The following is a 20,114-nucleotide window of genomic DNA, read 5'->3' on the forward strand; positions in this document are numbered from 1 at the left end:
CCGAGGAGGTGTACGTCGGCGCCTGCGGCCCGGGCGCCTACGGCGACCGCCCACAGCCATCGTTCGATCCCGCCGTATCCGGCGGGGGGAAAGGCGTAGCTACCAGGGAAGTCGCAGACGCCGACGAGCACGTTATGCCTCCGGTGTTCCGTCCGCCGAGATACGGCGGAAGCCGAGGTACGGGGAGAGGGATTCGGGCAGGACGATCGAGCCGTCCTGCTGCTGGCACTGCTCGAGGAGCGCGGCCAGGGTGCGGCCGACGGGCAGGCCGGAGCCGTTGAGGGTGGCGGCGAGCTTGGGCTTGCCGTCCTCACCGCGGGTCCGGATGTTCGCCCGGCGGGCCTGGAAGGTGCCGAAGTTGGAGACCGAGGAGATCTCGCGGTATGTGTTCTGGCTCGGGATCCAGACCTCGATGTCGTACGTGAGCTGGGCGGAGAAGCCCGTGTCGCCGGCGGGCAGCTTGATGACCCGGTAGGCGAGGCCGAGCTCCTTGAGGCATGCCTCGGCGTGGCCGACCATCTCCTCCAGCTCGGCGTCCGCCGTCTCCGGGTCGACGATCTTGACCATCTCGACCTTGGCGAACTGGTGCTGGCGGATCAGACCGCGGGTGTCCCGGCCGTACGAGCCGGCCTCCGAGCGGAAGCACGGGGTGTGGGCGGTCATGGCCACCGGCAGCTCGGCCGGCGGGATGATCTCGTCGGCGTAGAGGTTGGTCAGCGGGACCTCGGCCGTCGGGATGAGGAAGAGCTCGCGGTCGGCGACGCCGGTCTTGAACAGGTCCTCCTCGAACTTCGGGAGCTGGCCGGTGCCGGTCATGGTCTTGCGGCTGACCAGGTAGGGAACCGCGTACTCGGTGTACCCGTGGCGGCGGGTGTGAAGGTCGAGGAAGAGCGTGGCCAGCGCCCGCTCCAGGGCGGCGCCGGCGCCACGCGAGACCGCGAAGCGCGGACCGGACAGCTTCGTCGCCCTGCCGAAGTCGAGGATGCCGGTGGCCTCGCCGAGGTCGACGTGGTCCTTCGGCTCGAACGCGAAGGCGGGCGGTGTGCCGACGCGCCGGATCTCGACCGCGAACTCCTCGGAGTCGCCGTCGGGGGCCGAGTCGTCTGGCAGGTTCGGGATGCTCAGGAGCAGGTCACGCAGCTGGGCCTCGATCTCCTCCTGGCCGGCCTCGATCTCGCGGATCTGGTCCTTCAGCTCGCGGGCGCGCTCCTTGAGCTTGCTGATGTCGCCGCCCTGCTTGGCCGTCTGCTGGACCTCGCTCGCCACTCGCTTGGACTCTGCCCGCAGCTCGTCGGCCGAGCGGATGTTCTGGTTGCGCCGAGAGTGGAGGGACTCCAGCTCGGACAGGTCCAGGGTGTAGCCGCGACGAGCGAGCCGACGAACCGCTTCGGCACCCATGTCGATCAGGGCGCGGGCATCATGCATGAGGAAGATCCTTCTGATCTTGCGAGTGGGACGGGGATACGGAATCGACGGTAGCAACCGCCGAGCCGTCCCCGGTCCGGAATATCCCCCAGTCACCGATGGTGCCGGTGCGGTCCTGAACGTCAGTTTCAAGATCGTTCATCAGCGTTCTGATGAATTCCAGCAGCTCCACGTCGGGGATGGCGACGGGCTCGACGTACGGCGCTTCCGGAAAGAACAGGGGCATGGTCTCGCCGACAGCCCTGTCGCGGTGCCAGAGGAGCACGGAGATCAGCAGTCCGTGGGCCACCAGGACACGGGGACCGGGATGCTCCAGGGCCGCGAGCACCCCCGCGAGCATCCTGCGGATGCCCTCGCGCTGCGACTCGCTCCCGCCGGGCGGGCGCTCGTGGGCGCCGTGCCCGTCGAGCCAGACGGCGTATTCCAGGAACGGGCTTCCCTCGAATTCTCCGTAGTCCAGTTCGTTCAGCCGAGGATCGGTGATCAGTTCCGGCCCGGGGACTCCCATCAGGAGACTGGCGGTCTGCTGGGCGCGGGGGAATTCGCTGGCCAACCACGTTTTCACGCTGTGGAGGGGGACGCTGCTCCACCCCTTGTTCAGCGAACGGCGGCCTTCCTCGCTCAGGCGGATGGGCTTGGTCGGATCGCCGTTGACGAGGTAGCGCCGACTGTAGTTCGTCTGCCCGTGGCGGAGGACGTATGTCGTCATGATCGGTTCCTTGAGGTCGGCGCCGACAGCCATGCGAGGACGTCGGCCATCCTCGGGGCGCGAGGATCATCGGTGTCGAGGTAGAAGAGCAGGCCGTCCAGGGCCAGGGCCCTGCACCATGGCCCGAGGACAGGCACGGGGATGCGGGAGATCCGGGCGGCGGCGGCCAGGCGGGCGTCCGTGCCCTGTCCGAGGTCGTAGTACACGGTCCAGAAGGCCCAGTCGAAGGCCGCGTCGCCCACCATCGGGAGGGGATCGATCAGGCGGGGATGGCCCAGCCAGTCAAAGAGGACGTTCTCGCGATAGAGATCCGCGTGCAGGACAGTGGACCGAGCGGAGTCCTCCTCCAGGGACACGAGGGCCGGCAGCGCCGCGTCGACGTGCTCCTCCCACGGGCCGACGTCGACCGACTCCAGGCGGTGCCGCACCCGGGGGCGTACCTCCTGGTGGAGGTACGTGGTCAGGGACGGAAGGTCCTGCGGCCGGCGCCGACGACGGCCGAAGGTGTGGAGGCCCTGGAGGGCGGCTGCCACGGTCGGAAGCTCGCGAGGCGGTCGCTCACCACCACCGGGGCGGCCTCCGATCATCTCCAGGGCCGCCACGGCCAAGTCGTCCGCCGCCTCGACGACGCCCACCGTCGGCCCGCCCGCCCACAGGCGTAAGGCGGTGACCTCGTTGCGGAACCGGGCGGGATCGGCCCACGCCTTGAGAAGCAGCGGACGTTCGTCGAGGGTTCCGGCCGTCACGACCACCGAGGCGTGTCCGGCGTCGTGGTACCTCCCGAGCGAGAGCTTCCAGCGCTCCGCAGCGCGCTCCATCAGCGTGGGCACGGTGTCGAGCCAGCCTGAGACTCCAGGCCCGTAGTGCGTGACCAGCCGCCGTCGGCATTCCTCGGAGACCTCGCCGAGCGTCCGCTTCTCCATCAGCTCAGCACGATCCCGTCCGAAACCAGCTCGTCGGTCAGCGCCGGGAACTCGTCCATGGCCTCCGCCACCAGGGCCTGCACCTTGTCCACCTCGGCGTCCGGGGACGACAGGCGGACGAGGACGCGCCACGGCTGGTCGAGGCGCTGCCCGGTCGTGCTCACCAGGTGGACCTCGGCGTGGCCGTGCGTCGCCTCATGGAGCCGCTCGGCGAGCCGGCGGGCGGCGATGTTGTAGAGCTTGCCCACGTGGTACACGGGGTTCTTGCCGTTGGCGCCCTCCAGGTTCATCGGCCGCAGGGGCGTGATGAGGCCGTTGACGCGGTTGCCGCGACCGACGACGCCCTCGTCGCCGGACTCGATCGAGCTGCCGGTGTACGTGAGGTACAGCTCGTCCTTCTCCGGCACGTCGCGCGCGTTGAGCCGGAAGCGCGCCTGGGCACCAGGCAGCCGGAGGCCGGCCAGCCGGTGGCACTCGGCGAGGACGCTCTCGGTGTTCCGCGTGTACTCCGCGCGGCTGGCGACGAGCCGCGACTTCTGGGGGACGCAGAGGACAACGTCCGCCTGCTCGCCGTCCCAGTAGCCCATGAGCTTCACGTCCGATCCGCACCACGCGTGGGAGAGGGTGAAGTCGCTCTCCCCGGAGAAGTGGTCGACCAGCTCGCGCACGAACGACTCGAAGACGTTCTCCGGTGCCCAGCCCGTTCCCAGGGACGTGTCGTTGGACAGCCGCACCCGCCGCTCGCGCAGGTCCTCGATCGACCGCGGGTTGAACCATCGCGTCCGGTCGGGGACCTCGTCGCCCGTGAGAACGGCGCCGGGGCTGGAGTTGCTGGTGATGTTGTAGGTGATGTCCAGGTGATCCGAGACCTCGGGAAGCCGGTGGGCGAAGAACGCCCTCGCCTCGGCCTCCACGATCTCCTCCACGGGGATCCGCTCGCCGCCGCACATGGGCGCGGCGCGGCCGTTGACCAGCACGCGGACCGGGGCGGTCATCCGGCCGGCGCCGTAGCGGACCTCGCTCGCTCCGCCGAGGAGGGCGAGCTTGTCGAAGTTGTGGTGCAGGACCGCGCCGAAGCGTTCGACGGTGTACCGGCTGTACGCGCGGGACAGCCGCTCAGCGAGGTGGTCGGCGAGGGTGTCAGGGTGGCCGAGGCCCTTGCGCTCGACGATCGTCGTGGCCGGCGGGTGGGCCACTCCGGTGTCGATCACCAGGTGGGTGTTGCCGAGGATCGTGCTCGTTCGGGACATCAGGATCCCTCGTTTCGGGTCGGAAGATAACGGAGCACTGCGAAGGCTTGTCAGCGAGGCACGCCTCGGGCGCGGAGAGACGAGATGGTCTGGGCGAGAAGCGCCCAGGTGGCGGCGGGACGGTTCGGTGCCGCGAGCTGACGGACGAGGTCCGATGGCACCAGCGTGATGTCCTCCGGACGACGTCGGTCGAGCCAGAGGAGGAGGCGCCAGGCCAGGACCGAACCGCTCAGAACGAGTCGGCGAACAACGTCCTCTGGCAGCCGCCGGTGAGGCAGCTCCCCGTAGATCAGGTCGCGGGCCAGGTGGAACGCGACATCGGCGTGATCGGCGACAGCGGGGCCGCGCCCGCTCGCCTCCCAGTCGACGACATGCAGCCGGTCTCCGTCGATCAGGAGGTGCTCGGGCTTGAGATCCCCGTGGATACGGACGACAGGATGGGAATCGATCGGCGCGAGGAGCTCTGCCAGATCCGCCCACCACGGCAGCAGCCGGCACCGGGGAGACATCTGCCGGAGCAGGAACCCCCGGTGTGTGAACGGATCACTGTGGTGAGACACCCAACCCGAACCGAGAGCGAGGCCAGAAGCCGGCCGGTGCAGCTGGTCGGACAGAGCCAGGATCCGGTCGAGATACTCCCGGACCGCCGGGAGGGCCGCGATCGTGCACGGGCGTCCGGGCAGCATCTGGAACACGGTCCAGGCAGAGTCACCCTCGATGCCGGTGCCGAGGACCGCCGGAACCGACAGACCCTGGCGACCCCCACCCCGGATCGCCTCCACCTCGCGACGGCGCCGCCCAGCCGGGTCGATACCGACGTAGACCTTGAGCAGCGACCGGCCGTCCAGTGCCTGGAAGACCCGGGAGTACGGCTTGACCGAAGTCCGGCGGAAGGGGCCGTGCCGAGACTCGATCGCTCGCAGTACCACAGGGGAGTTCAGCACCTCGTCACCTCCAGCCATCGATTCCGTAGGGGAAGCGCTGCCGGAGGAGGTGGCCCACCACCGCGGCGCTGAGGCAAGTAAGCCGGAGACGCGGCCAGCGGTCAGTGGACAGGGTTAACGGATTGCGCCGTTAACTGTTAACTCCCCACGTGCGGCGGGCTCTTGGCCCATCATTGAGCGGGGCACTGCGACGGGCATCGGGGGGACGATGGGGGCGAAGAGCAGACTCCAGCAGGCCAGGCTGGACAGGGGCTGGACGCAGGGCGAGCTGATCGACGCGCTGATGGCAGCGGCCCGGCGCCTGGGAGCGCAGTCACCGGCATCGACGAGCTGGAAGACGCTCATCTCGATGTACGAGAACGGCCGGCGCCCCGTGAGTCCGGACCACCGACCGCTATTCCGGGAGGTGTACGAGGCGACGGACGAGGAGCTCGGCTTCGCATCCACCACCACGAGCGTCGCCACCGCACAGAGCATGCTGCTGCCAACACCGACGCCAGCGGTGAGCCGCATCCCGATGCCGGTGAACCCGGAGATGCTGGGCTACCTCACCTCAGTGCTCCAGCAGCACGCACAGGCCGAGCCCTTCGTCGGCCCGCAGTTCCTCCTGGCCCCGGTGGGCAGCCAGATGCCCCTCATCGAGCAGATGTGTCGCGAGGCGTACGGTCCGCTGCGGCAGGAGGTCCTGCGTGTGGGGGCACGGTACGCGGAGTTCCTCGGCTGGCTTCACCAGGACACCGGCCGCACCGACGACGCCATGCGCTGGACCAGGCTGGCGATGGAGTACGCCCAAGAGCTGGGCGATCCGATGGTGATCGCGTACATGCTCCAGCGCCGCAGCAACATCGCCACGGAGGCGGGCCACGCCGGCCACGGCGCCGGCCTCGCTCTCGCTGCCCTCCGGTACGCCTCCGAGCTCTCGCCTCGCGTCCACGCCGTCGTTCTTCGCCAGCTCGCGAACAGCAAGGCGAGCCTCGGTGAGGCTTCCGAGACCGAGCGGGCCATCGACCAGGCCCTCGTCGCGGCGGATAGAGGCGACGATGACGACCTGGCCTTCTACTGCACGGTCTCGTACATCGAGATGGAGGCGGCTAACTGCCAGGTACGCCTGGAGCGCCCCCAGCAAGCGGTCGTAACCTACGAGAAGAGCCTGCGGAACTGGCCTGCCGTGCAGGAGCGGGACCGAGGGCTGTGTCTTGCCCGGCTCGCCACGGCCAACGCGATCCTGGAGGACGTGGAAGGCGCGCACCGGGCCGCTGAACAAGCCCTCGGCATCGCGCACCGAACGGGCTCCACACGGATCCTCGGCGAGTTGTACCGACTTCAACCGCGTCTTGCGCGCTGGCGCAAACTGGTGGAAGTTTCGGAACTCAACAGGGAGTTAGACCTGACCAAGCAGGTCGCCCCCTAGTCGACCGAGGGAGAGCCGTGAACTTGCTGCCGACCGCCACGAGCACCGATGTCCAGGAGCTGCAGCCCCGCGTCGCCGTGCTCCCAGTCGGCTCCTTCGAGCAGCACGGCACGTACCTCCCATTGATCACCGACACGGCGATCGCGTGCGTCATCGCCCAGGAGATCGCCGCCGCCTATCCCGTCCACCTCCTCCCGCCCATCACCGTCTCGTGCAGCCACGAGCACGCGGCGTTCCCCGGTACCGTCAGCATCAGTGCTAGGACCCTGTACGCCGTGATCGACGACATCCGCGCCTCACTTGCCCGCTCGGGCATCCACAAGCTGGTGATCGTCAACGGCCACGGCGGGAACTACGTTCTGTCGAACGTGGTTCAGGAAGCCAACGTCGACGGCCCCGCAGTCTCCCTCTTCCCTCTCGGCCCCGACTGGGACCGTGCCCGCGAGTACGGCGGCCTCGAATCCGACAGGCACGCGGACATGCACGCCGGCGAGATCGAGACGTCGATCCTGCTCCACGCCGCTCCCGAACTCGTCCGCGAAGGCTACGACGAGTCGGACCACGACAGCCGGCAGCGGCCATTCCTCCTGGTCCAGGGAATGGCCGAGTACACGCAGTCCGGGGTGATCGGCTTCCCCTCGCTCGCCACCGCTGAGAAGGGGAAGGCCGTCCTGGAAAGCCTGCGATCGAGCTTCTCAGCACACTTCGAGGTGCTCTGCCGACTGAGCTGACGCGGGAGGCACGGGCACGGCATGCGGATGGCCGCGTGACCGCCAGCACGGGAGCGTGGGCCAGCCCGTCCGATCCTGGAGACGCTCGGGCAACAGAGTGCGCGAATATCACCATTCTGGTTGTAGGCGCTCGGCGGGACCGGTACGACGGGCACCATGTACCGATGGTCGCCGCTCAACGATCGACAGCTGGCCTTGCTCACTCGCATCGGAGACGGAACGGACCCCGTCACCTCTGCCAACCCTGAACTGGCCGTCACCGCCCGTGCCCTCAAGAGCCGGGGCCTCATCACCATGCCCAAGCAGGGTGGGAAGTGGCAGGCGGAGATGACCGATGACGGTCGCTTCTACCTGAAACACGGCCACCATCCGGACCGGCCTGAACCGACCCCGCGCAAGCAGCGTCAGGTAGCCGCCGAGCCGAAGTCGCAAGCTGCGGCACCGCCCCGTCAGCGGGCGACACCCCCGCCTGAGGCGAAGCCGGCGCCAGCGCGCCCTGCGAAGCCGCCGCGTCAGTCGCCGGCGGAAATCGGCGCGGCCCTGATCGCGGAGGTGCAGAAGGCCGACCGATTCCTTCGGATCCCGGACCCGAGCGACGAGGAGCGGGCCCGCTATCGCCGGGCGTTCGACGCCGCGAGGCAGTGTGCTCCGGATGGCTTCCATTTGAAGTACAGCGGGCGGGCGAAGGGAGACTTCTTCCTCGGCCTGCTGCGGGTGACAGGCGAGGATGACACCGAGTGGAACCGGATCCGCCTGGCCCGCAGCCGAGTGATCACCGACATCGAGGACGTGATCACGGCGGTCACCGCAGACCACAGCGCCTTCGAGATCTCCGACGAAGTACTCCCACGAGTGCTCTCCCTGGTTCGGCTCCTCGCCGAGCAGGCACGGGCACTGCACGGCGACATGGCGGTGTCGAAGAAGCGCAGGCAGCCGAGGCCGCTGCTCAAGCTCCACGGCGGGACATACGAGATCAGCTTCAAGGAACGGCAGAAGCAGGTCCGGTACGTGCCCACGCAGCCGAGCCGGAGAACGTACGACTGGCAGCGGGTCACCCCCGCGCACCGGTTCGAGCCATCCGGCGAGCTGGAACTGCACGTGAGCCAAGGCTCGGGGTATGGCTGGAAGAAGGAGTGGGCCGACAGCGCAAAGAAGCCGCTGGAGGACCAGATCGACACCGTCCTCCGAGCCCTGAAGGCCCACGCGGAGCAAGTGGAGCGGGCCCGGCTGGCGTGGGAGGCGGAACAGCGGCGTCAGCGGGAGGAGCGAGAACGGCAGGAGGAGGAACGCCGCCTCCGAGAGGCCCAGGAAGAAGAGGAACACCGCCGACGGGAGGCTGAGAAGAAGGAGCGCACGCGGCGGGAGTGGGAAGCGGCGGTCAGCGTCGCGACGGTCAAGGCGGTGGACGCCGTACGGGTCGACCGGTTCGGCACCGCTCTGGCGCAATGGCGGGCGGCAGCGGAGATGCGGGCTTTCTGCGCCGCACTCGATGAGGCCGCCTCCGCCTCGGACGACGGCCACGAAGCCGAGCGGCTTCGCGAGTGGTCTACGTGGGGGAAGGCGGAAGCCGACCGGATTGACCCGACCGTGGCCGGCAGGAGCCTGACCGGCCACAGCCTCCACGCGGAACCCACGGGCGACCAGCTAAGGCTCTTCCTCGACGGCTGGCACCCGCAGCGGCCGGAGAAGGAAAAGCCACCGAAGAAGGAACCTAAGGCGGAGGCCGAACCGCCCAAGCCGGAGCCGGAGCGGTGGCGCGGCTTCAGCGACGAACGTCTGGACCAAGGCTGGAGATATGGACCCCAAGGTCGCGCTCAATGGTGGAGGCGATGACACCGTGCCCGCGGTCGCGTAGGGCCTTCACCGATTTCTCCACGAGCTTCCCGAGCCGGACGACCTCCTCGCGCAGGGCGACCAGCTCGTCGTACCGCTCGGCCTTGTCCTGGCCACACCAATCCCGGACGGTCCGCAGGATGGCCGCTTCCGCGTCCAGCTTGCGGTCGTCCCGGCGGCTGTAGGGGTACCAGGAGGACTGCGTGCGCTCCTGATCGATGGCCTGCTGCCTGCGGTCCACCTCCGGAAGGATGTCCTCGGCGAGACGGCCGGCCACACCGCGTGCGATGCGCTCGGTGACCGGCCACCCGGCCAGACAGAGGCCGTCGCGGTTCTCGTAGACCATCGGGTCGCTTCGCAGCTCCGCAGCATCCATACCGACCAGCCGGGCCCCCTCTTCGAGGCGGATCAGTTCCAGGATCCCGGCGTCCGAGACACCTCGGCGCAGTCGCAGCTTGCTCCTCGGACGGACGAATCCGAGGACCATCCGCGCGGCCTCAAAGTCTGCGCTCCCACGCACCTCCCGCGACGCCACGGCCAGCGCGAGCTCACTTGAATCGTCCGCACGAAACGCCTCAACGTCCTCCCAGCGCGCTACAAGACAGTTTGGGTTGACCCACTCCTGCAGCCCCGCGTCATCGCCTTCGAGGAACCGGACGTGAAGCCAACCGGACCTGCCACGCCCACCCACGCGCACGATCTCGACCCTGCGAACCATGCTGCCCAGTTCCTTGGGCCTCGCTCGGAAGCCCCAGTGCTGACCCAACTCCATGTGTCCATTGAGCCAGGTCCGCTGCCCGCACGATGCGGACATCACCGAAAAGGGCTGATGGAACTGCGCTCCTTCCTCCCCTGCCACCCATGCGCGGGTCGCGAGGAAGCCAGTCCGCCTGCCAAGCTGCACGAGCAGGAAGTCTGGCAAGCTAGCAGCTCGGTCCGGCGGGGCATAGCCATGGGGATTCATCGGGGAGCAGGCCCGACCGACCGCTGCACAGCGCCAAGGAGCGGAAAGCCTCGCCAAAACCGGACCCTCAAAATTCATCCCTCGGGAGCGTCAAGAACAGCTTCCTCTACAGTTTTCTGCTCGGGAATGCCAGTTGACTTCCATTCGACATCACTGAGGTCGACCCCGAATCGACTATTTTCTTCCAGGAACACATCCTCACGGAACACCAGAACAGGCTTGGGCCCCTTCCCCGGACCTTTAGCTTCCTTCCAGATGATCTCCGCAGGACGATTCCGGAATTCTTTCAGCTTCGCATCGCGTTGATCACTTGCATCCATCAGCGAGATTTCGATGCCGTCCAGGATGAGCTCCTCCATTTCGACACCGCTGTAACTGCGGTTGCAGAGAAGCCCGGCCGCCCGCTTCCGCCCCGGATGGATCGAGTCCCAGACCGAGCGAGCATTCCTCCGACCCTGACCTGGCGGGTTTCCCCCGAATCCGGTCATCACGGTATTCCAGAGGACCGGACTGTAGGCGCGCAGAAGGGCCCGTTCACCCAAGACGATCCAGATATCATCGAGGGTTAGATACCTGACGTCGAAGTCCGAATCCTGGATATTTGAAGGCTCTTTAATGCTTCTACGGTGATCGCTTATCCGGTCGAACAGTTTACGTTGAGTCAGGCTCGGCGGATCTCCGTAGCTGCTATCACCAGCCGAAGCCTTCCCCACGTAAATGGGGATATCGGTGCCCTTCAGGCCCTTGTAAATCGCAAGGTCGCCCTTGTAGTAGAGCGCATAGAGCCCGGCACCTGGGAACGGCTCTACCTGGTCCAGTGGCACCCGTGGACGACCGTCCATCTCCTCCCGGAGATTACGGCCGAGCAAGTCAAGGCCCAACGGATTGAACTGTGGGGATGCAGGGCTGGGAGCCATGGACGGGATCCTACCCACGGGCGGAGACTCCCCGGCCGCCAGGGATCAACAACCTGTCAGATTCGGGCCCTACGCCGAGCGCCGCCGATCCGGGCAAGCTGTGCACAATAGACGCATATCATCCCGATTCGTGATGACTTATCGGCGAGCCCCGCACGGCACTTATCACCCTCGCGGCTGCCGCGTCAGCGTCCTCGTGCTCCCAGATACGGACGACTGTCCAGCCCGCCTCTCGCAGGAGGCGATCCGTCTCCGCGTCCCTGATTCGGTTGCCCTCGATCTTGCTTCGCCAGAACTCGGCGTTCTTGTGTGACTCCCGAAGGTGGTCCGGGCAGCCGTGCCAAAAGCAGCCGTCGACGAACACCGCGACCTTGGGCCTAGAGAAGATCAGATCGGCGGTGCGGCGCAAGGTGGGCAGCGGACGTGCCGCCACCCGATAGCGAAGCCCCTGCTTGTGCAGCAGGGAACGGAGCCTCAGCTCGGGTCGGGTGTCCTTGCTCCGATTGGCCCGCATCACCGCGCGTACGGACGGCGAGGAAGCCCAAGAGCCTTCCGCCGGCGGTTCCTCGGTGAGAAGGCCCTTCTCCCAGGCCATCTTCCAGCCCTCGGCGAGGTTCGCGGCCCGGGTCTCGTGCTCGACCTGTCCGAGGTAGCGGGCCGGAGACTTGCCGCCATCGGACCAGCGCAGGTACGCGCGGATGCGTCGCGTGTCGGGAAGCACCTTCAACTCCACCGACGCCCGGGCGAACCGCCCCTCGCCAAGATCCACAGAGCGCCTGTGGCGACCACCCGCAGCCCGGTCCTGTTCGGCCGCGATGACAGCCCGGGTCCTACCAGCCCGCCCTTTCCACGCCCGGTCCGGCGGCGAGTCGTGCTTCCAGCCGCTCTGCGCCCTGCTGGTGGGCCCGGTCACTTCTGTCGCTCCTCCGCCTCGTCCAGGACGGTGGCGACCGCCTTCGCGAAGACCTCGCCAAGGGCAACGGGGACGGCATTGCCGAGCTGGCGCATCTTCTCCCCCCGGGGGCCCTTGAGCTCCCACGTGTCGGGGAACGTCATGACGCGCGCGGTTTCGCGGACCGTCATGTACCTGTACTTGTACCGGACGCCGCCCTGAGCGGCCTTGTCGGCCACCAGCTCGTCCAGGAGCATGACTGACTCGCCGCCGGGGACACCGTGAACGCCGGCCTTGACCGTCTTCGCCGGGCGGTCGAGTTCGTTGGGGGTGTGCCCGTCGTAGATCCGGGCACCGGGCCAGCCGATGTGTTCCGTGAACCCGCCGAGGAAGTGCTCGGTACGGTCCAGCCACTCGTCCGGCACATCCGGCAGGGGCTTGTTGTCGCCGATGCCGGCGATCGCGTCACGCAGGGTGTACCAGGGGAGCAGGCCGTCGTCCATCGGCATGGTCTTCGGGAGCCGGGCCATGACCCACTCGCGCACGTGGGTGGGCACATTCGAGTGCCGCTCCCAGTAGCTCCCGTCCTCCATGGACCGAAGGAGAGCAGACTCGGAGTGCGTCGGCTTCACGAGCTCCTTGAACAGCTCAAGGTCGACGTTCAGGTCGCGACGGAAAGCAACGATGATCACGCGGTTGCGGATCTGGGGCACCCCGTAGTCAGCAGCGTTCACCGGCATCATGACGATGTCGTACCGCTTCTTGGGGTCGTCCGGCTCCTTCTCCCGCCGCTCCAGCAGGTACTCGTAGTGCTGCTCCCAGGTACGGTCGCCTCGCTCCTCGAAGGGCAGCTCCAGCTCGCGCTGGATGTAGTCGAAGTAGCGGCGGAACGAGGGCCTGAGCAGGCCGCGCACGTTCTCGCAGATCACGGCCTTCGGCTGGATCTGTTGGACGGCCTTGAACATCTGGGGAAACATGTTCCGCTTGTCCTCGTCGCCCTTGGCGACGCCGCCGAGGCTGAACGGCTGGCAGGGAGGACCTCCGGCGAGCACGTCCACCTGGCCCGCCAGATAGTCCATGTCGAGCTCTTGGACATCGCCCGCGACGAGGGGCACTTTCTCGCCAGGCCCGGGGGCTCGGGTCGGCTTCTGGCCGTCGGGCAGCCGCTGGGCCCCGTTGGCCTCCAGGGTCTCGCATGCCCGCTTGGCGAACTCGTTGAAGAGCAGGGGGCGGAATCCGGCGCGGTGGACAGCCATGGCCAGACCGCCAGCGCCAGCGAAGAGCTCGACGCCCGTGCGGTCCTTCTTTGATCCTTCTTGCAGTTCAGCCATTCCAAAAGCATACCGCGGAGTTGTAGATCTTCAAGCCATTTCGAGGTGAAGGTTCGGCCACGTGTGCAGGCCACCGATAGGGTTTCCGGGATCATGTCGACCAAGGGAGTGGACGAATGGCGCCGGTGGTGGGCTCCGAGGACGGAACGCAGTACCACAAGGACTTCACCCTGAGCATCACCAAGGCGCTCGGCGACCAGTTGGCGTACGCGCTGAAGAAGCTTGGCCGGGCGCCTCTCTCCGAAGAGAGCATCGCGCGACTCAAAGAGAAGCCCGGGGTCTACCAGCTCTACCTGAACGGGAAGTTCGTCTACGTCGGCAAGGCCGACAAGTCGCTGCCGGCCCGCCTCGGCAACCATCTGCGCAAGATCTCTGGGCGTCGCAACATCTCCCTGGATGAGATGGCCTTCTCGTGTCTGTACGTGGCGGAGGACTTCTCCGCCCTCGCCCCCGAGCAGCTGCTCATCACCCACCACAAGGGACAGGGCGACATCCCCTGGAACAACAACGGCTTCGGCAACAAGGATCCGGGCCGTCAGCGAGACAGCACGGTCCTTAAGCGGAATCACTTCGATGTCCTGTTCCCCATTGACCTGGACCGGCCGATCGAGGGTCTGCAGGCTGGGGAGACGACGCTGCATGAACTCCTAGAAGCGATCAAGGCCGGCCTCCCGTACATCTTCAGGTATGGAAAGTCGGCGGAGTTCAAGGCTCGAAGCGTTCACGTGCCATCGGCCGCGATGACCGCCGACGAGGTCTTCCAGCTGATCTCAGCGGAGATACCGGACAAGTGGCAGGTCGCCGCCCTCATGGGTTACGTGATCATGTACGATGACAGTCCCAATACGTACAGGAGCGCGTGGCGGTACTACCGCCACGGCGAGCGCATCAGCGCCGTGCCTGAGGCGGACCCGGCGGGGGTTGTCGAAGCCGAGCCACCGTCGATGGATGACTGACCCAGCTGACACAGACCAGCACCGCAGTCAGCAGCCGAAGCGGTGGGCGTAGATCGCCAAAGTTCCGGTGCCACACTGACGGGATGATCAGGGAACCTGCCGAGACCACCGTCTCCGAAGCCGGCATCGTCGAGATCCCCTTGGGGATACTCGCGGAGGCCGGACTGTCGCCGGGAGCAGCCGTCGTCGTGTACAGCGACGGAGATGGGCGCATCGTGGTCCGTCGGAAGGAAGACGCGATCCGCGACCTGCTGGAGAACGGTTCGCTGTGATCCAACGGTGGCCGCGTGGTTGCAGTTCTGGTTGCATTCACCCTCGTCCGACCCCGTCCGGACGAGGGCGCCTCGAACGCTCCGTCGCAGGTCAGGACACCCACGGCCCCCGCCGGACCCCCGTACGAACATTTGGAAAGCGTGTTGGGGGCAACCCCTCACGAGTTCGAATCTCGTATCCTCCGCCAGTGCCTCACCGGGCACGATGTCGAAGGGCCCCACCGTTCGCGGTGGGGCCCTTCGACGTTCTCAGGGTCTCCAGAGAGTCGGCTGTGCACCTGTGACGTCCACCACGGTCGCCGACGACCTCCCCAGAAACGGTTCCGCATATCGGTCGGTCGCCGATGCGCTTCCCTCTTGTTGACCCAGGCCGTCAACTCTGAATCTTTTCGTCAGCCACCACGCCCCTGCCCCTCCTTGCCCGGACGTACTGAGAACCACTCCTACAGGGTGAGCAGGAGCAGAGAAGTCCTCATTCACTTGATCGAGGGTTTAAGAGCGGAAGACACGTTCCTGCGGCATCAGGCGCGCAATTATGCCGCTACGTTCTGCGAAGGTCAGTCGACACTCGATCAACAGGGGTACTGATGAGGAAGATTACCGCAGCGGTGCTTACCGCCGGATTGTTCTTCGGAGGGGTGGGAGCGGCCGTGGCCGACTCCGCATGGCACAGCACGAAGGACTTCGTGACGGGCGGAGCACGGTTCGAAGAAGCGAAGTACAAGTGGGAAGAGCCGGGACAGATGCACGGCGCATTCCACGTCAAAGGAAGGCTGGTCGACACTGGTTTTAGGGACAACCACAACGTCTATCTGCAAGTGAAGGTTCACGGCTACGGATGGAACCGCTTCAACGGAACGCAGAAGAGGAGCGTCTGGATCGACAAGATCGTCTATGACGGAGCCACTCGATACACGAGGTCCGCCGAGGTCCGTGTGTGCCAGAACCGCGGCTCCCTCCGGCCTGACAACTGCTCCTTCCCGAGGCCTTTCGAACGCCCCTGACAAAACAATTGGTCTCTACGGGAGCCGTCAGCCAGCGGCTCCCGCCCCATAGGAGTACGCATCCCGATGGACGTCATCCTCCGCGCCGAAGGCGTGGATCTCTTCTACGGCACCCAGCAGGCTGTCACCGGTGTCGATTTCACGCTCAAGCGCGGCGAGGTAGCCGCCATCATGGGCAGCAGCGGATCGGGCAAGTCGTCGCTGCTGTACTGCCTCGCCGGGGTCCTGCCGCCCACCAACGGGTCGGTGACCTTCGACGGGGAGCGCCTGTCCTGCCTCCCCGACGGGGAACTCAGCGCGCTGCGGCGCACACGGCTGGGCTTCGTCTTCCAGTACGGGGAGTTACTGCCGGAGCTGACCGTCGAGGAGAACGCCGCGCTTCCTCTTCGCCTCGCCGGGATCAGCAAGGACCACGCCCACGTCATGGCCGGCCAGGTGCTGAAGCGCCTCGGTATGAGCGAGTTGGCTCGGCGCCGGACCTCGAAGCTGTCGGGTGGCCAGAGTCAACGCGTGGCAGTCGCCCGGGCTCTGGTGCATCGGCCGGACGTGGTGTTCGCGGACGAGCCGACCGGGGCGCTCGACAGTGTCAACGCGGCTGCCGTGCTGGATGAATTCCTTCAGCTTGCGCGGAGGCAAAAAACCGCGGTGGTCATCGTCACTCATGACGCTGATGTCGCGGCGAAGGCCGACACGCAGTACACGATGACGGACGGTGTTCTGGCTCAGCGGGTGGCGGTGTGAACCCGTTCCTCCTTGGGATGCGTCTGCTGTGGGGTAGCGGGCGCAGGGGGCGGATCCGCTTTCTGTTGATGTCGCTCGGTTCGGCGTTGGGAGTGGCTTGCCTTGCCGCCACCCTCACCATTCCCACGATCATCGCCGCCAATGACGCGCGTGTGACAAGCCGGGCAGTACATCCGGGCAACAATAAGAATGCCGTGTACCAGGAATTCCTGGACCCCTATGGTTCACAGCGACTGCGTCGGATCTTTATTGGGCGTACGGGAACTGGCCACGTGCCCGCGCCTCCCGGTGTGAAGGAAATTCCTCACGCAGGCGAAGCCGTCATTTCGCCAAAGTTGGCGGAGATCCTGAAGAACAACCCTCGTGCCGCAGGGCTTGTGCCCGGACGCGTGATCGGCACCATCGCGCCGGTGGGGCTGGGTGGGCCTGATGAGCTGTATGCCTACATCGGTGTGCCTCCCACTGAACTCAACGAAGCCAGACCTCTGGGTTACTTCGGGTCCACGTATACGGAACACGAGCTCATCGATCCCTCAACCATCGACATCTTGCGGTTCACTCTCGGGTGCATTGTCCTGCTCCCCCTCGTCATCTTCCTTTCCGTCTGCGCACGACTGTCGGGTGAGTCCCGTGCGCGCCGGCTCGCCGCTCTCCGGCTCGTCGGGCTCAGCACGAAGGACACACTTCGGGTCAATGCCGGAGAGAGCGTGGCGGCTGTGTTCCTGGGGGCCGTGCTGGGGCTTCTGGGATACCTCGGCGTGAACGAAGTCATGGCACGCATCGGACTTCCCGGGCTGCGGTGGTATCCGGAAGACGGACGTCCCGAGGTGATCACATTGATCGCATGCCTGCTGGGCTGTCCGGCCCTCGCCGCCCTCGTGAGTCGGGTCGGCGCTCAGCAGGCCGCCTTGTCGCCCATCAGCGTGCGCCGAACCGGAGAACGCAAGCCGCCCAAGAAGTACGGGACGGTGTTGCTGATTCCAGGTCTCGGGATCACCGGCGGCTACTGCGTGCTCAGCGTCATGGGGAAGGACCCGTCGGGTGGCCCGGCCAGCGCCATGCTGGTCCCTGGCGCCGTCCTGCTGACCGGCGCGGGGCTTGCACTCGGCCTGGCGCCGATCACTGCATGGCTGTCACAACGCCTTGCGAAAAGGTCGGAGTCCCTCGCGTTGACGCTGGCCATGCGCCGGACGGAAGTCGAACCGGGAAGCGCGCTTCGAGTGGCAACCGGCCTCGTGCTGCTTGTATTCGGCGCATCGCTCACTCAGGGCGTACTCATCGAGCTGGACCAGGTCAGCCGACGTACGGCTCCCGTTCAGGAGTACAGCCTCCCTCTTGCCGAGCTGAGTACCCAACAACACTCGCAAGCGATCAACCTGAGTGGTGTAAAGGCTCACGTTCTGTCTGCCGATTCATGGCAAGGGAGCTCAGAAGAGGACCGTCCGCGCGTGAGCGGCGTCGTCGCCACGTGCACCCAGTTGGCGGCTTTCAGCAAGTCCATTCGCGGCTGCGTCGACGGCAAAGTAATGCTTCTTAGAGATCCGGACTACTTTTTTGATGAGGATGCACAGCCCGGAAGCAACTTCCCGTTCCTGTTGAGCGACGGGCGAAAGATGAATGTCGCCGTGCCTCAAGCCACCATCACAGCTCAGTTCTACGATCCCTCAAAGGTCAATGGCCCGAGTCTCCTCATTCCGCCCTCAATGATCCCTCGGGGCACTCATATCGAAAACGCCAGCCTCGTACTGGTCAGCTCTTCCGACCCCACCACCATCCGCTCCGTCCTGGACGGCATCGGTGCCATCGCCCCCACCGTGTCCGTGGAGCCCGTCGGTATCGTGATCGATTCGCTTGCTCAGTTGACCGTGATTCGGAGTCTGCTCGTCGTCGGGATGGTGCTCGGGTTGGTGATCGGGGTGGCCGCGTTCGTCGTGTCCGTGGCCGATCGGGCCATGGAGCGGCGGGGGCAGGTGACCGCGCTCGCGTTGTTGGGGGCTCGGGCCGGGACGTTGCGGGTGGTGCAGGTCGTGCAGGTGGTGTTGCCGTTGGTGGTGGGGCTGGGGGCGGCGATCGTGGCCGGGTGGCTTGCCGAGTCCAGTTATCTGATCACCGGGGGCGGGGCGGTGCACTGGGACTGGGAGGGGCTGCCCCTGCTGTTCCTCTGTGCGCTGGGCGTGGTGCTCGCGGCCGCGCTCGCCTCCGTGCCCATGGTGCGGCGGCACATCGATCCCGAGCACATCCGGCGGGATTGAGGCCGGTCGGAGCGATGAGTTCTCGGCGGGGTGGGGGTCTGCATCGGTGACCGTCCCTTCCAGACCAGGAGATCGTCGTGGCCGAGAACGTCGCCAAGGGTCCCGCCAGTTACTTCCCCTCCATCGAGAAGAAGTACGGGCGGCCGGTCGGTGAGTGGCTGGAGATCGTCCGGTCCTCGCCGCTCACCAAGCACATGGAGCTGGTCTCCTGGCTGAAGGCCGAGCACGGCCTCGGCCACGGGCACGCGAACGCGCTCGTGGCCCATGTCCGGGCGGCCGGCAAGGAGTAGGGCCTCAGGCCGCCAGCGTGTGGACCGTGCGGCGTTCGATCCTGGACCTCAGGGCCAGGGTCGCCGCCGCCGCGGCCGTGCCCGCCGCCAGGGCCGTCCACCACAGCACCGCCGGGCCCAGGGTCGTGTAGACGGTGACGCCCAGGGTCAGGGCCGCGAAGCGGGCCGTGCCCCACGTCCAGCCGAAGGCCCCCTGGTAGCGGCCGCGGGCGTGCGCCGGGGCCAGGTCGGCGACGACGCTCGCCGCGATGCCGGCCACCACCACCTCCCCGAGCGACCAGACCACGACCGACACCGCGTAGCCGACGATCCCGTCCGCGAGGCCGGTGAGCGCCACGCCCGCCGCGATCAGCGCGCTGCCCGCGCTCTGCACCGCCATCTGCGGCAGCTTCGCCAGCCACACCGTCACGAACGGCTGGAGCGCCACCACCAGGACCGCGTTGACCGCCGCCATCGACCCGTACACCGCCGGGGAGAGGCCGCTGTCGCGGATCGCGAGCGGCAGGGCCACCTCGGTGAGCGAGTACACGAAGAGCTGGATCCCGAAGAGGGGGAGGGCGAGGAGGGCCAGGCGGTCTCGGACGACCACTCCGTAGCCGATTCCCTTCTTCTCCCGTGCGGTTTCCGCCGGGCGCTCCGGGGCCTTCAGACGGACCGTCACCACCAGTGCGTACAGGAGCATCGAGCCCGCGTCCACCGCGAAGAGGAGCCAGTAGCCGTGGGCCGCGAGGTAGCCGCCCAGGACTCCCCCGACCGCCGTTCCGATGTTCACGCCCCAGCCGAAGAGGGCGTACGCGCGCCGGCGCCGTTCGCTGTCCACCGCGTCCGCGAGCAGCGCGTACGCGGCCGGTGAGACGGTGCTGCCCGCCGCGCTGATCAGGAACGCGGCCGCCGCCATCGTCCAGACGCCGGGCGCGAGGAACAGTGCCCCCTGCGCCGCCGCCGCGCCGATCAGGCCGATGAGCATGGTGGGGCGGCGGCCGATGCGGTCGGCGAGGACGCCTCCGACGGCGGGGCCGAGGAGGTTGCCCGCGCCCAGGGCGCCGAGGACGTACGAGGTGTCGGAGCCGGTCACTCCCCGCGAGGCGAGGAAGAACACCAGGAACGGGGTGACGAGGTAGCCGAGGCGGTTGACGATCGTTCCGGCGAAGAGCGTCCAGACGGCGGGCGGGAGGTCACGGAAGGTGGTGGGCATGGGGGGAGGTTGCTCCCGCCGCGCCCCTTCCCTCCAATGATTAAGGTGGGAGCGAATCCATTGGGTGCTTGGGT

At 67.0% G+C, this 20,114-nt stretch carries 19 protein-coding genes; 9 read left to right on the forward strand and 10 right to left on the reverse strand.

Features of this window, described 5'->3' with window-relative positions; translation table 11 throughout:
• Positions 1-132: 132 nt before the first annotated feature.
• The 5 genes from serS to ACFYNX_RS19000 are packed head-to-tail and all read right to left on the reverse strand — an operon-like array spanning position 133 to position 5,251.
• Positions 133-1,425: a serine--tRNA ligase gene (gene serS / locus ACFYNX_RS18980; RefSeq protein WP_388662692.1), complete on the reverse strand. Its 1,293-nt coding sequence runs from the start codon at positions 1,423-1,425 to the stop codon at positions 133-135.
• Positions 1,418-2,134: a histidine phosphatase family protein gene (locus ACFYNX_RS18985; protein ID WP_388662694.1), complete on the reverse strand. Its 717-nt coding sequence runs from the start codon at positions 2,132-2,134 to the stop codon at positions 1,418-1,420. Before ACFYNX_RS18985 ends, serS begins: the two co-directional genes overlap by 8 nt.
• Positions 2,131-3,057 carry a phosphotransferase gene (locus ACFYNX_RS18990; protein WP_388662696.1) on the reverse strand — a complete coding sequence of 309 codons (927 nt, stop codon included), beginning with the start codon at positions 3,055-3,057 and terminating at the stop codon, positions 2,131-2,133. Before ACFYNX_RS18990 ends, ACFYNX_RS18985 begins: the two co-directional genes overlap by 4 nt.
• Positions 3,057-4,307, reverse strand: a complete 1,251-nt coding sequence (locus tag ACFYNX_RS18995; protein WP_388662697.1) for a methionine adenosyltransferase — start codon at positions 4,305-4,307, stop codon at positions 3,057-3,059. The genes ACFYNX_RS18990 and ACFYNX_RS18995 overlap by 1 nt, the downstream gene beginning before the upstream one ends.
• A 50-nt stretch (positions 4,308-4,357) precedes the next feature.
• Entirely contained in the window at positions 4,358-5,251 is an 894-nt protein-coding gene (locus tag ACFYNX_RS19000; protein WP_388662698.1) for a phosphotransferase family protein, read from the reverse strand.
• A gap of 208 nt (positions 5,252-5,459) precedes the next feature.
• Here ACFYNX_RS19000 and ACFYNX_RS19005 point away from each other — a divergent pair, with 208 nt between their 5' ends.
• From ACFYNX_RS19005 to ACFYNX_RS19015, 3 genes are all read left to right on the forward strand, one after another.
• On the forward strand, positions 5,460-6,662 hold the full coding sequence (locus ACFYNX_RS19005; RefSeq protein ID WP_388662699.1) for a hypothetical protein: 1,203 nt from the start codon (positions 5,460-5,462) through the stop codon (positions 6,660-6,662).
• A 26-nt stretch (positions 6,663-6,688) separates the two neighbouring features.
• Positions 6,689-7,393, forward strand: coding sequence for a creatininase family protein (locus tag ACFYNX_RS19010; protein ID WP_388663388.1), 705 nt, complete (start codon positions 6,689-6,691; stop codon positions 7,391-7,393).
• Positions 7,394-7,549: 156 nt separating this feature from the next.
• A complete protein-coding gene (locus ACFYNX_RS19015) occupies positions 7,550-9,226 on the forward strand; it encodes a PE-PGRS family protein (protein ID WP_388662700.1) in 1,677 nt (558 codons plus the stop codon).
• Here ACFYNX_RS19015 and ACFYNX_RS19020 read toward each other — a convergent pair.
• From ACFYNX_RS19020 to ACFYNX_RS19035, 4 genes are all read right to left on the reverse strand, one after another.
• On the reverse strand, positions 9,156-9,998 hold the full coding sequence (locus tag ACFYNX_RS19020) for a PE-PGRS family protein (RefSeq protein ID WP_388662702.1): 843 nt from the start codon (positions 9,996-9,998) through the stop codon (positions 9,156-9,158). The two genes, ACFYNX_RS19015 and ACFYNX_RS19020, sit on opposite strands and share 71 nt — an antisense overlap.
• Positions 9,999-10,264: 266 nt before the next feature.
• Positions 10,265-11,107, reverse strand: a complete 843-nt coding sequence (locus tag ACFYNX_RS19025; RefSeq protein WP_388662704.1) for an Eco29kI family restriction endonuclease — start codon at positions 11,105-11,107, stop codon at positions 10,265-10,267.
• A gap of 118 nt (positions 11,108-11,225) precedes the next feature.
• Positions 11,226-11,876 carry a very short patch repair endonuclease gene (locus ACFYNX_RS19030; RefSeq protein WP_388662706.1) on the reverse strand — a complete coding sequence of 217 codons (651 nt, stop codon included), beginning with the start codon at positions 11,874-11,876 and terminating at the stop codon, positions 11,226-11,228.
• Positions 11,877-12,016: 140 nt separating this feature from the next.
• Positions 12,017-13,330: a DNA cytosine methyltransferase gene (locus ACFYNX_RS19035; protein ID WP_274031092.1), complete on the reverse strand. Its 1,314-nt coding sequence runs from the start codon at positions 13,328-13,330 to the stop codon at positions 12,017-12,019.
• Positions 13,331-13,446: 116 nt separating this feature from the next.
• Here ACFYNX_RS19035 and ACFYNX_RS19040 point away from each other — a divergent pair, with 116 nt between their 5' ends.
• From ACFYNX_RS19040 to ACFYNX_RS19065, 6 genes are all read left to right on the forward strand, one after another.
• Complete coding sequence (locus ACFYNX_RS19040) at positions 13,447-14,286, forward strand: GIY-YIG nuclease family protein (RefSeq protein ID WP_388662708.1); 840 nt, start codon at positions 13,447-13,449, stop codon at positions 14,284-14,286.
• An 83-nt stretch (positions 14,287-14,369) separates the two neighbouring features.
• Complete coding sequence (locus tag ACFYNX_RS19045; RefSeq protein WP_388662710.1) at positions 14,370-14,558, forward strand: AbrB/MazE/SpoVT family DNA-binding domain-containing protein; 189 nt, start codon at positions 14,370-14,372, stop codon at positions 14,556-14,558.
• Between the two features lie 587 nt (positions 14,559-15,145).
• Complete coding sequence (locus tag ACFYNX_RS19050; protein WP_388662712.1) at positions 15,146-15,562, forward strand: hypothetical protein; 417 nt, start codon at positions 15,146-15,148, stop codon at positions 15,560-15,562.
• A gap of 66 nt (positions 15,563-15,628) precedes the next feature.
• Entirely contained in the window at positions 15,629-16,303 is a 675-nt protein-coding gene (locus tag ACFYNX_RS19055) for an ABC transporter ATP-binding protein (protein WP_125663130.1), read from the forward strand.
• Positions 16,300-18,555, forward strand: coding sequence for an FtsX-like permease family protein (locus ACFYNX_RS19060; protein ID WP_388662714.1), 2,256 nt, complete (start codon positions 16,300-16,302; stop codon positions 18,553-18,555). The genes ACFYNX_RS19055 and ACFYNX_RS19060 overlap by 4 nt, the downstream gene beginning before the upstream one ends.
• A gap of 77 nt (positions 18,556-18,632) precedes the next feature.
• A complete protein-coding gene (locus ACFYNX_RS19065; protein ID WP_388662716.1) occupies positions 18,633-18,845 on the forward strand; it encodes a DUF4287 domain-containing protein in 213 nt (70 codons plus the stop codon).
• A gap of 4 nt (positions 18,846-18,849) precedes the next feature.
• On the opposite strand, the gene ACFYNX_RS19070 is transcribed toward ACFYNX_RS19065, so the two are convergent.
• Positions 18,850-20,040 (reverse strand): MFS transporter, encoded by a 1,191-nt coding sequence (locus ACFYNX_RS19070; protein WP_388662718.1) that lies wholly within the window; start codon positions 20,038-20,040, stop codon positions 18,850-18,852.
• Positions 20,041-20,114: the final 74 nt, after the last annotated feature.

It is taken from the genome of Streptomyces sp. NPDC007872, assembly GCF_042868165.1.
Classification (GTDB): Bacteria; Actinomycetota; Actinomycetes; order Streptomycetales; family Streptomycetaceae; genus Streptomyces.

Excerpts from the sequence above, each read along its gene's own strand:
- serS (WP_388662692.1), bottom strand. The coding sequence starts at position 1,425 with ATGCATGATGCCCGCGCCCTGATCGACATGGGTGCCGAAGCGGTTCGT.
- ACFYNX_RS18985 (WP_388662694.1), bottom strand. The coding sequence starts at position 2,134 with ATGACGACATACGTCCTCCGCCACGGGCAGACGAACTACAGTCGGCGC.
- ACFYNX_RS18990 (WP_388662696.1), bottom strand. The coding sequence starts at position 3,057 with ATGGAGAAGCGGACGCTCGGCGAGGTCTCCGAGGAATGCCGACGGCGG.
- ACFYNX_RS18995 (WP_388662697.1), bottom strand. The coding sequence starts at position 4,307 with ATGTCCCGAACGAGCACGATCCTCGGCAACACCCACCTGGTGATCGAC.
- ACFYNX_RS19005 (WP_388662699.1), top strand. The coding sequence starts at position 5,460 with ATGGGGGCGAAGAGCAGACTCCAGCAGGCCAGGCTGGACAGGGGCTGG.
- ACFYNX_RS19015 (WP_388662700.1), top strand. The coding sequence starts at position 7,550 with ATGTACCGATGGTCGCCGCTCAACGATCGACAGCTGGCCTTGCTCACT.
- ACFYNX_RS19020 (WP_388662702.1), bottom strand. The coding sequence starts at position 9,998 with ATGGAGTTGGGTCAGCACTGGGGCTTCCGAGCGAGGCCCAAGGAACTG.
- ACFYNX_RS19025 (WP_388662704.1), bottom strand. The coding sequence starts at position 11,107 with ATGGCTCCCAGCCCTGCATCCCCACAGTTCAATCCGTTGGGCCTTGAC.
- ACFYNX_RS19035 (WP_274031092.1), bottom strand. The coding sequence starts at position 13,330 with ATGGCTGAACTGCAAGAAGGATCAAAGAAGGACCGCACGGGCGTCGAG.
- ACFYNX_RS19040 (WP_388662708.1), top strand. The coding sequence starts at position 13,447 with ATGGCGCCGGTGGTGGGCTCCGAGGACGGAACGCAGTACCACAAGGAC.
- ACFYNX_RS19045 (WP_388662710.1), top strand. The coding sequence starts at position 14,370 with ATGATCAGGGAACCTGCCGAGACCACCGTCTCCGAAGCCGGCATCGTC.
- ACFYNX_RS19050 (WP_388662712.1), top strand. The coding sequence starts at position 15,146 with ATGAGGAAGATTACCGCAGCGGTGCTTACCGCCGGATTGTTCTTCGGA.
- ACFYNX_RS19055 (WP_125663130.1), top strand. The coding sequence starts at position 15,629 with ATGGACGTCATCCTCCGCGCCGAAGGCGTGGATCTCTTCTACGGCACC.
- ACFYNX_RS19070 (WP_388662718.1), bottom strand. The coding sequence starts at position 20,040 with ATGCCCACCACCTTCCGTGACCTCCCGCCCGCCGTCTGGACGCTCTTC.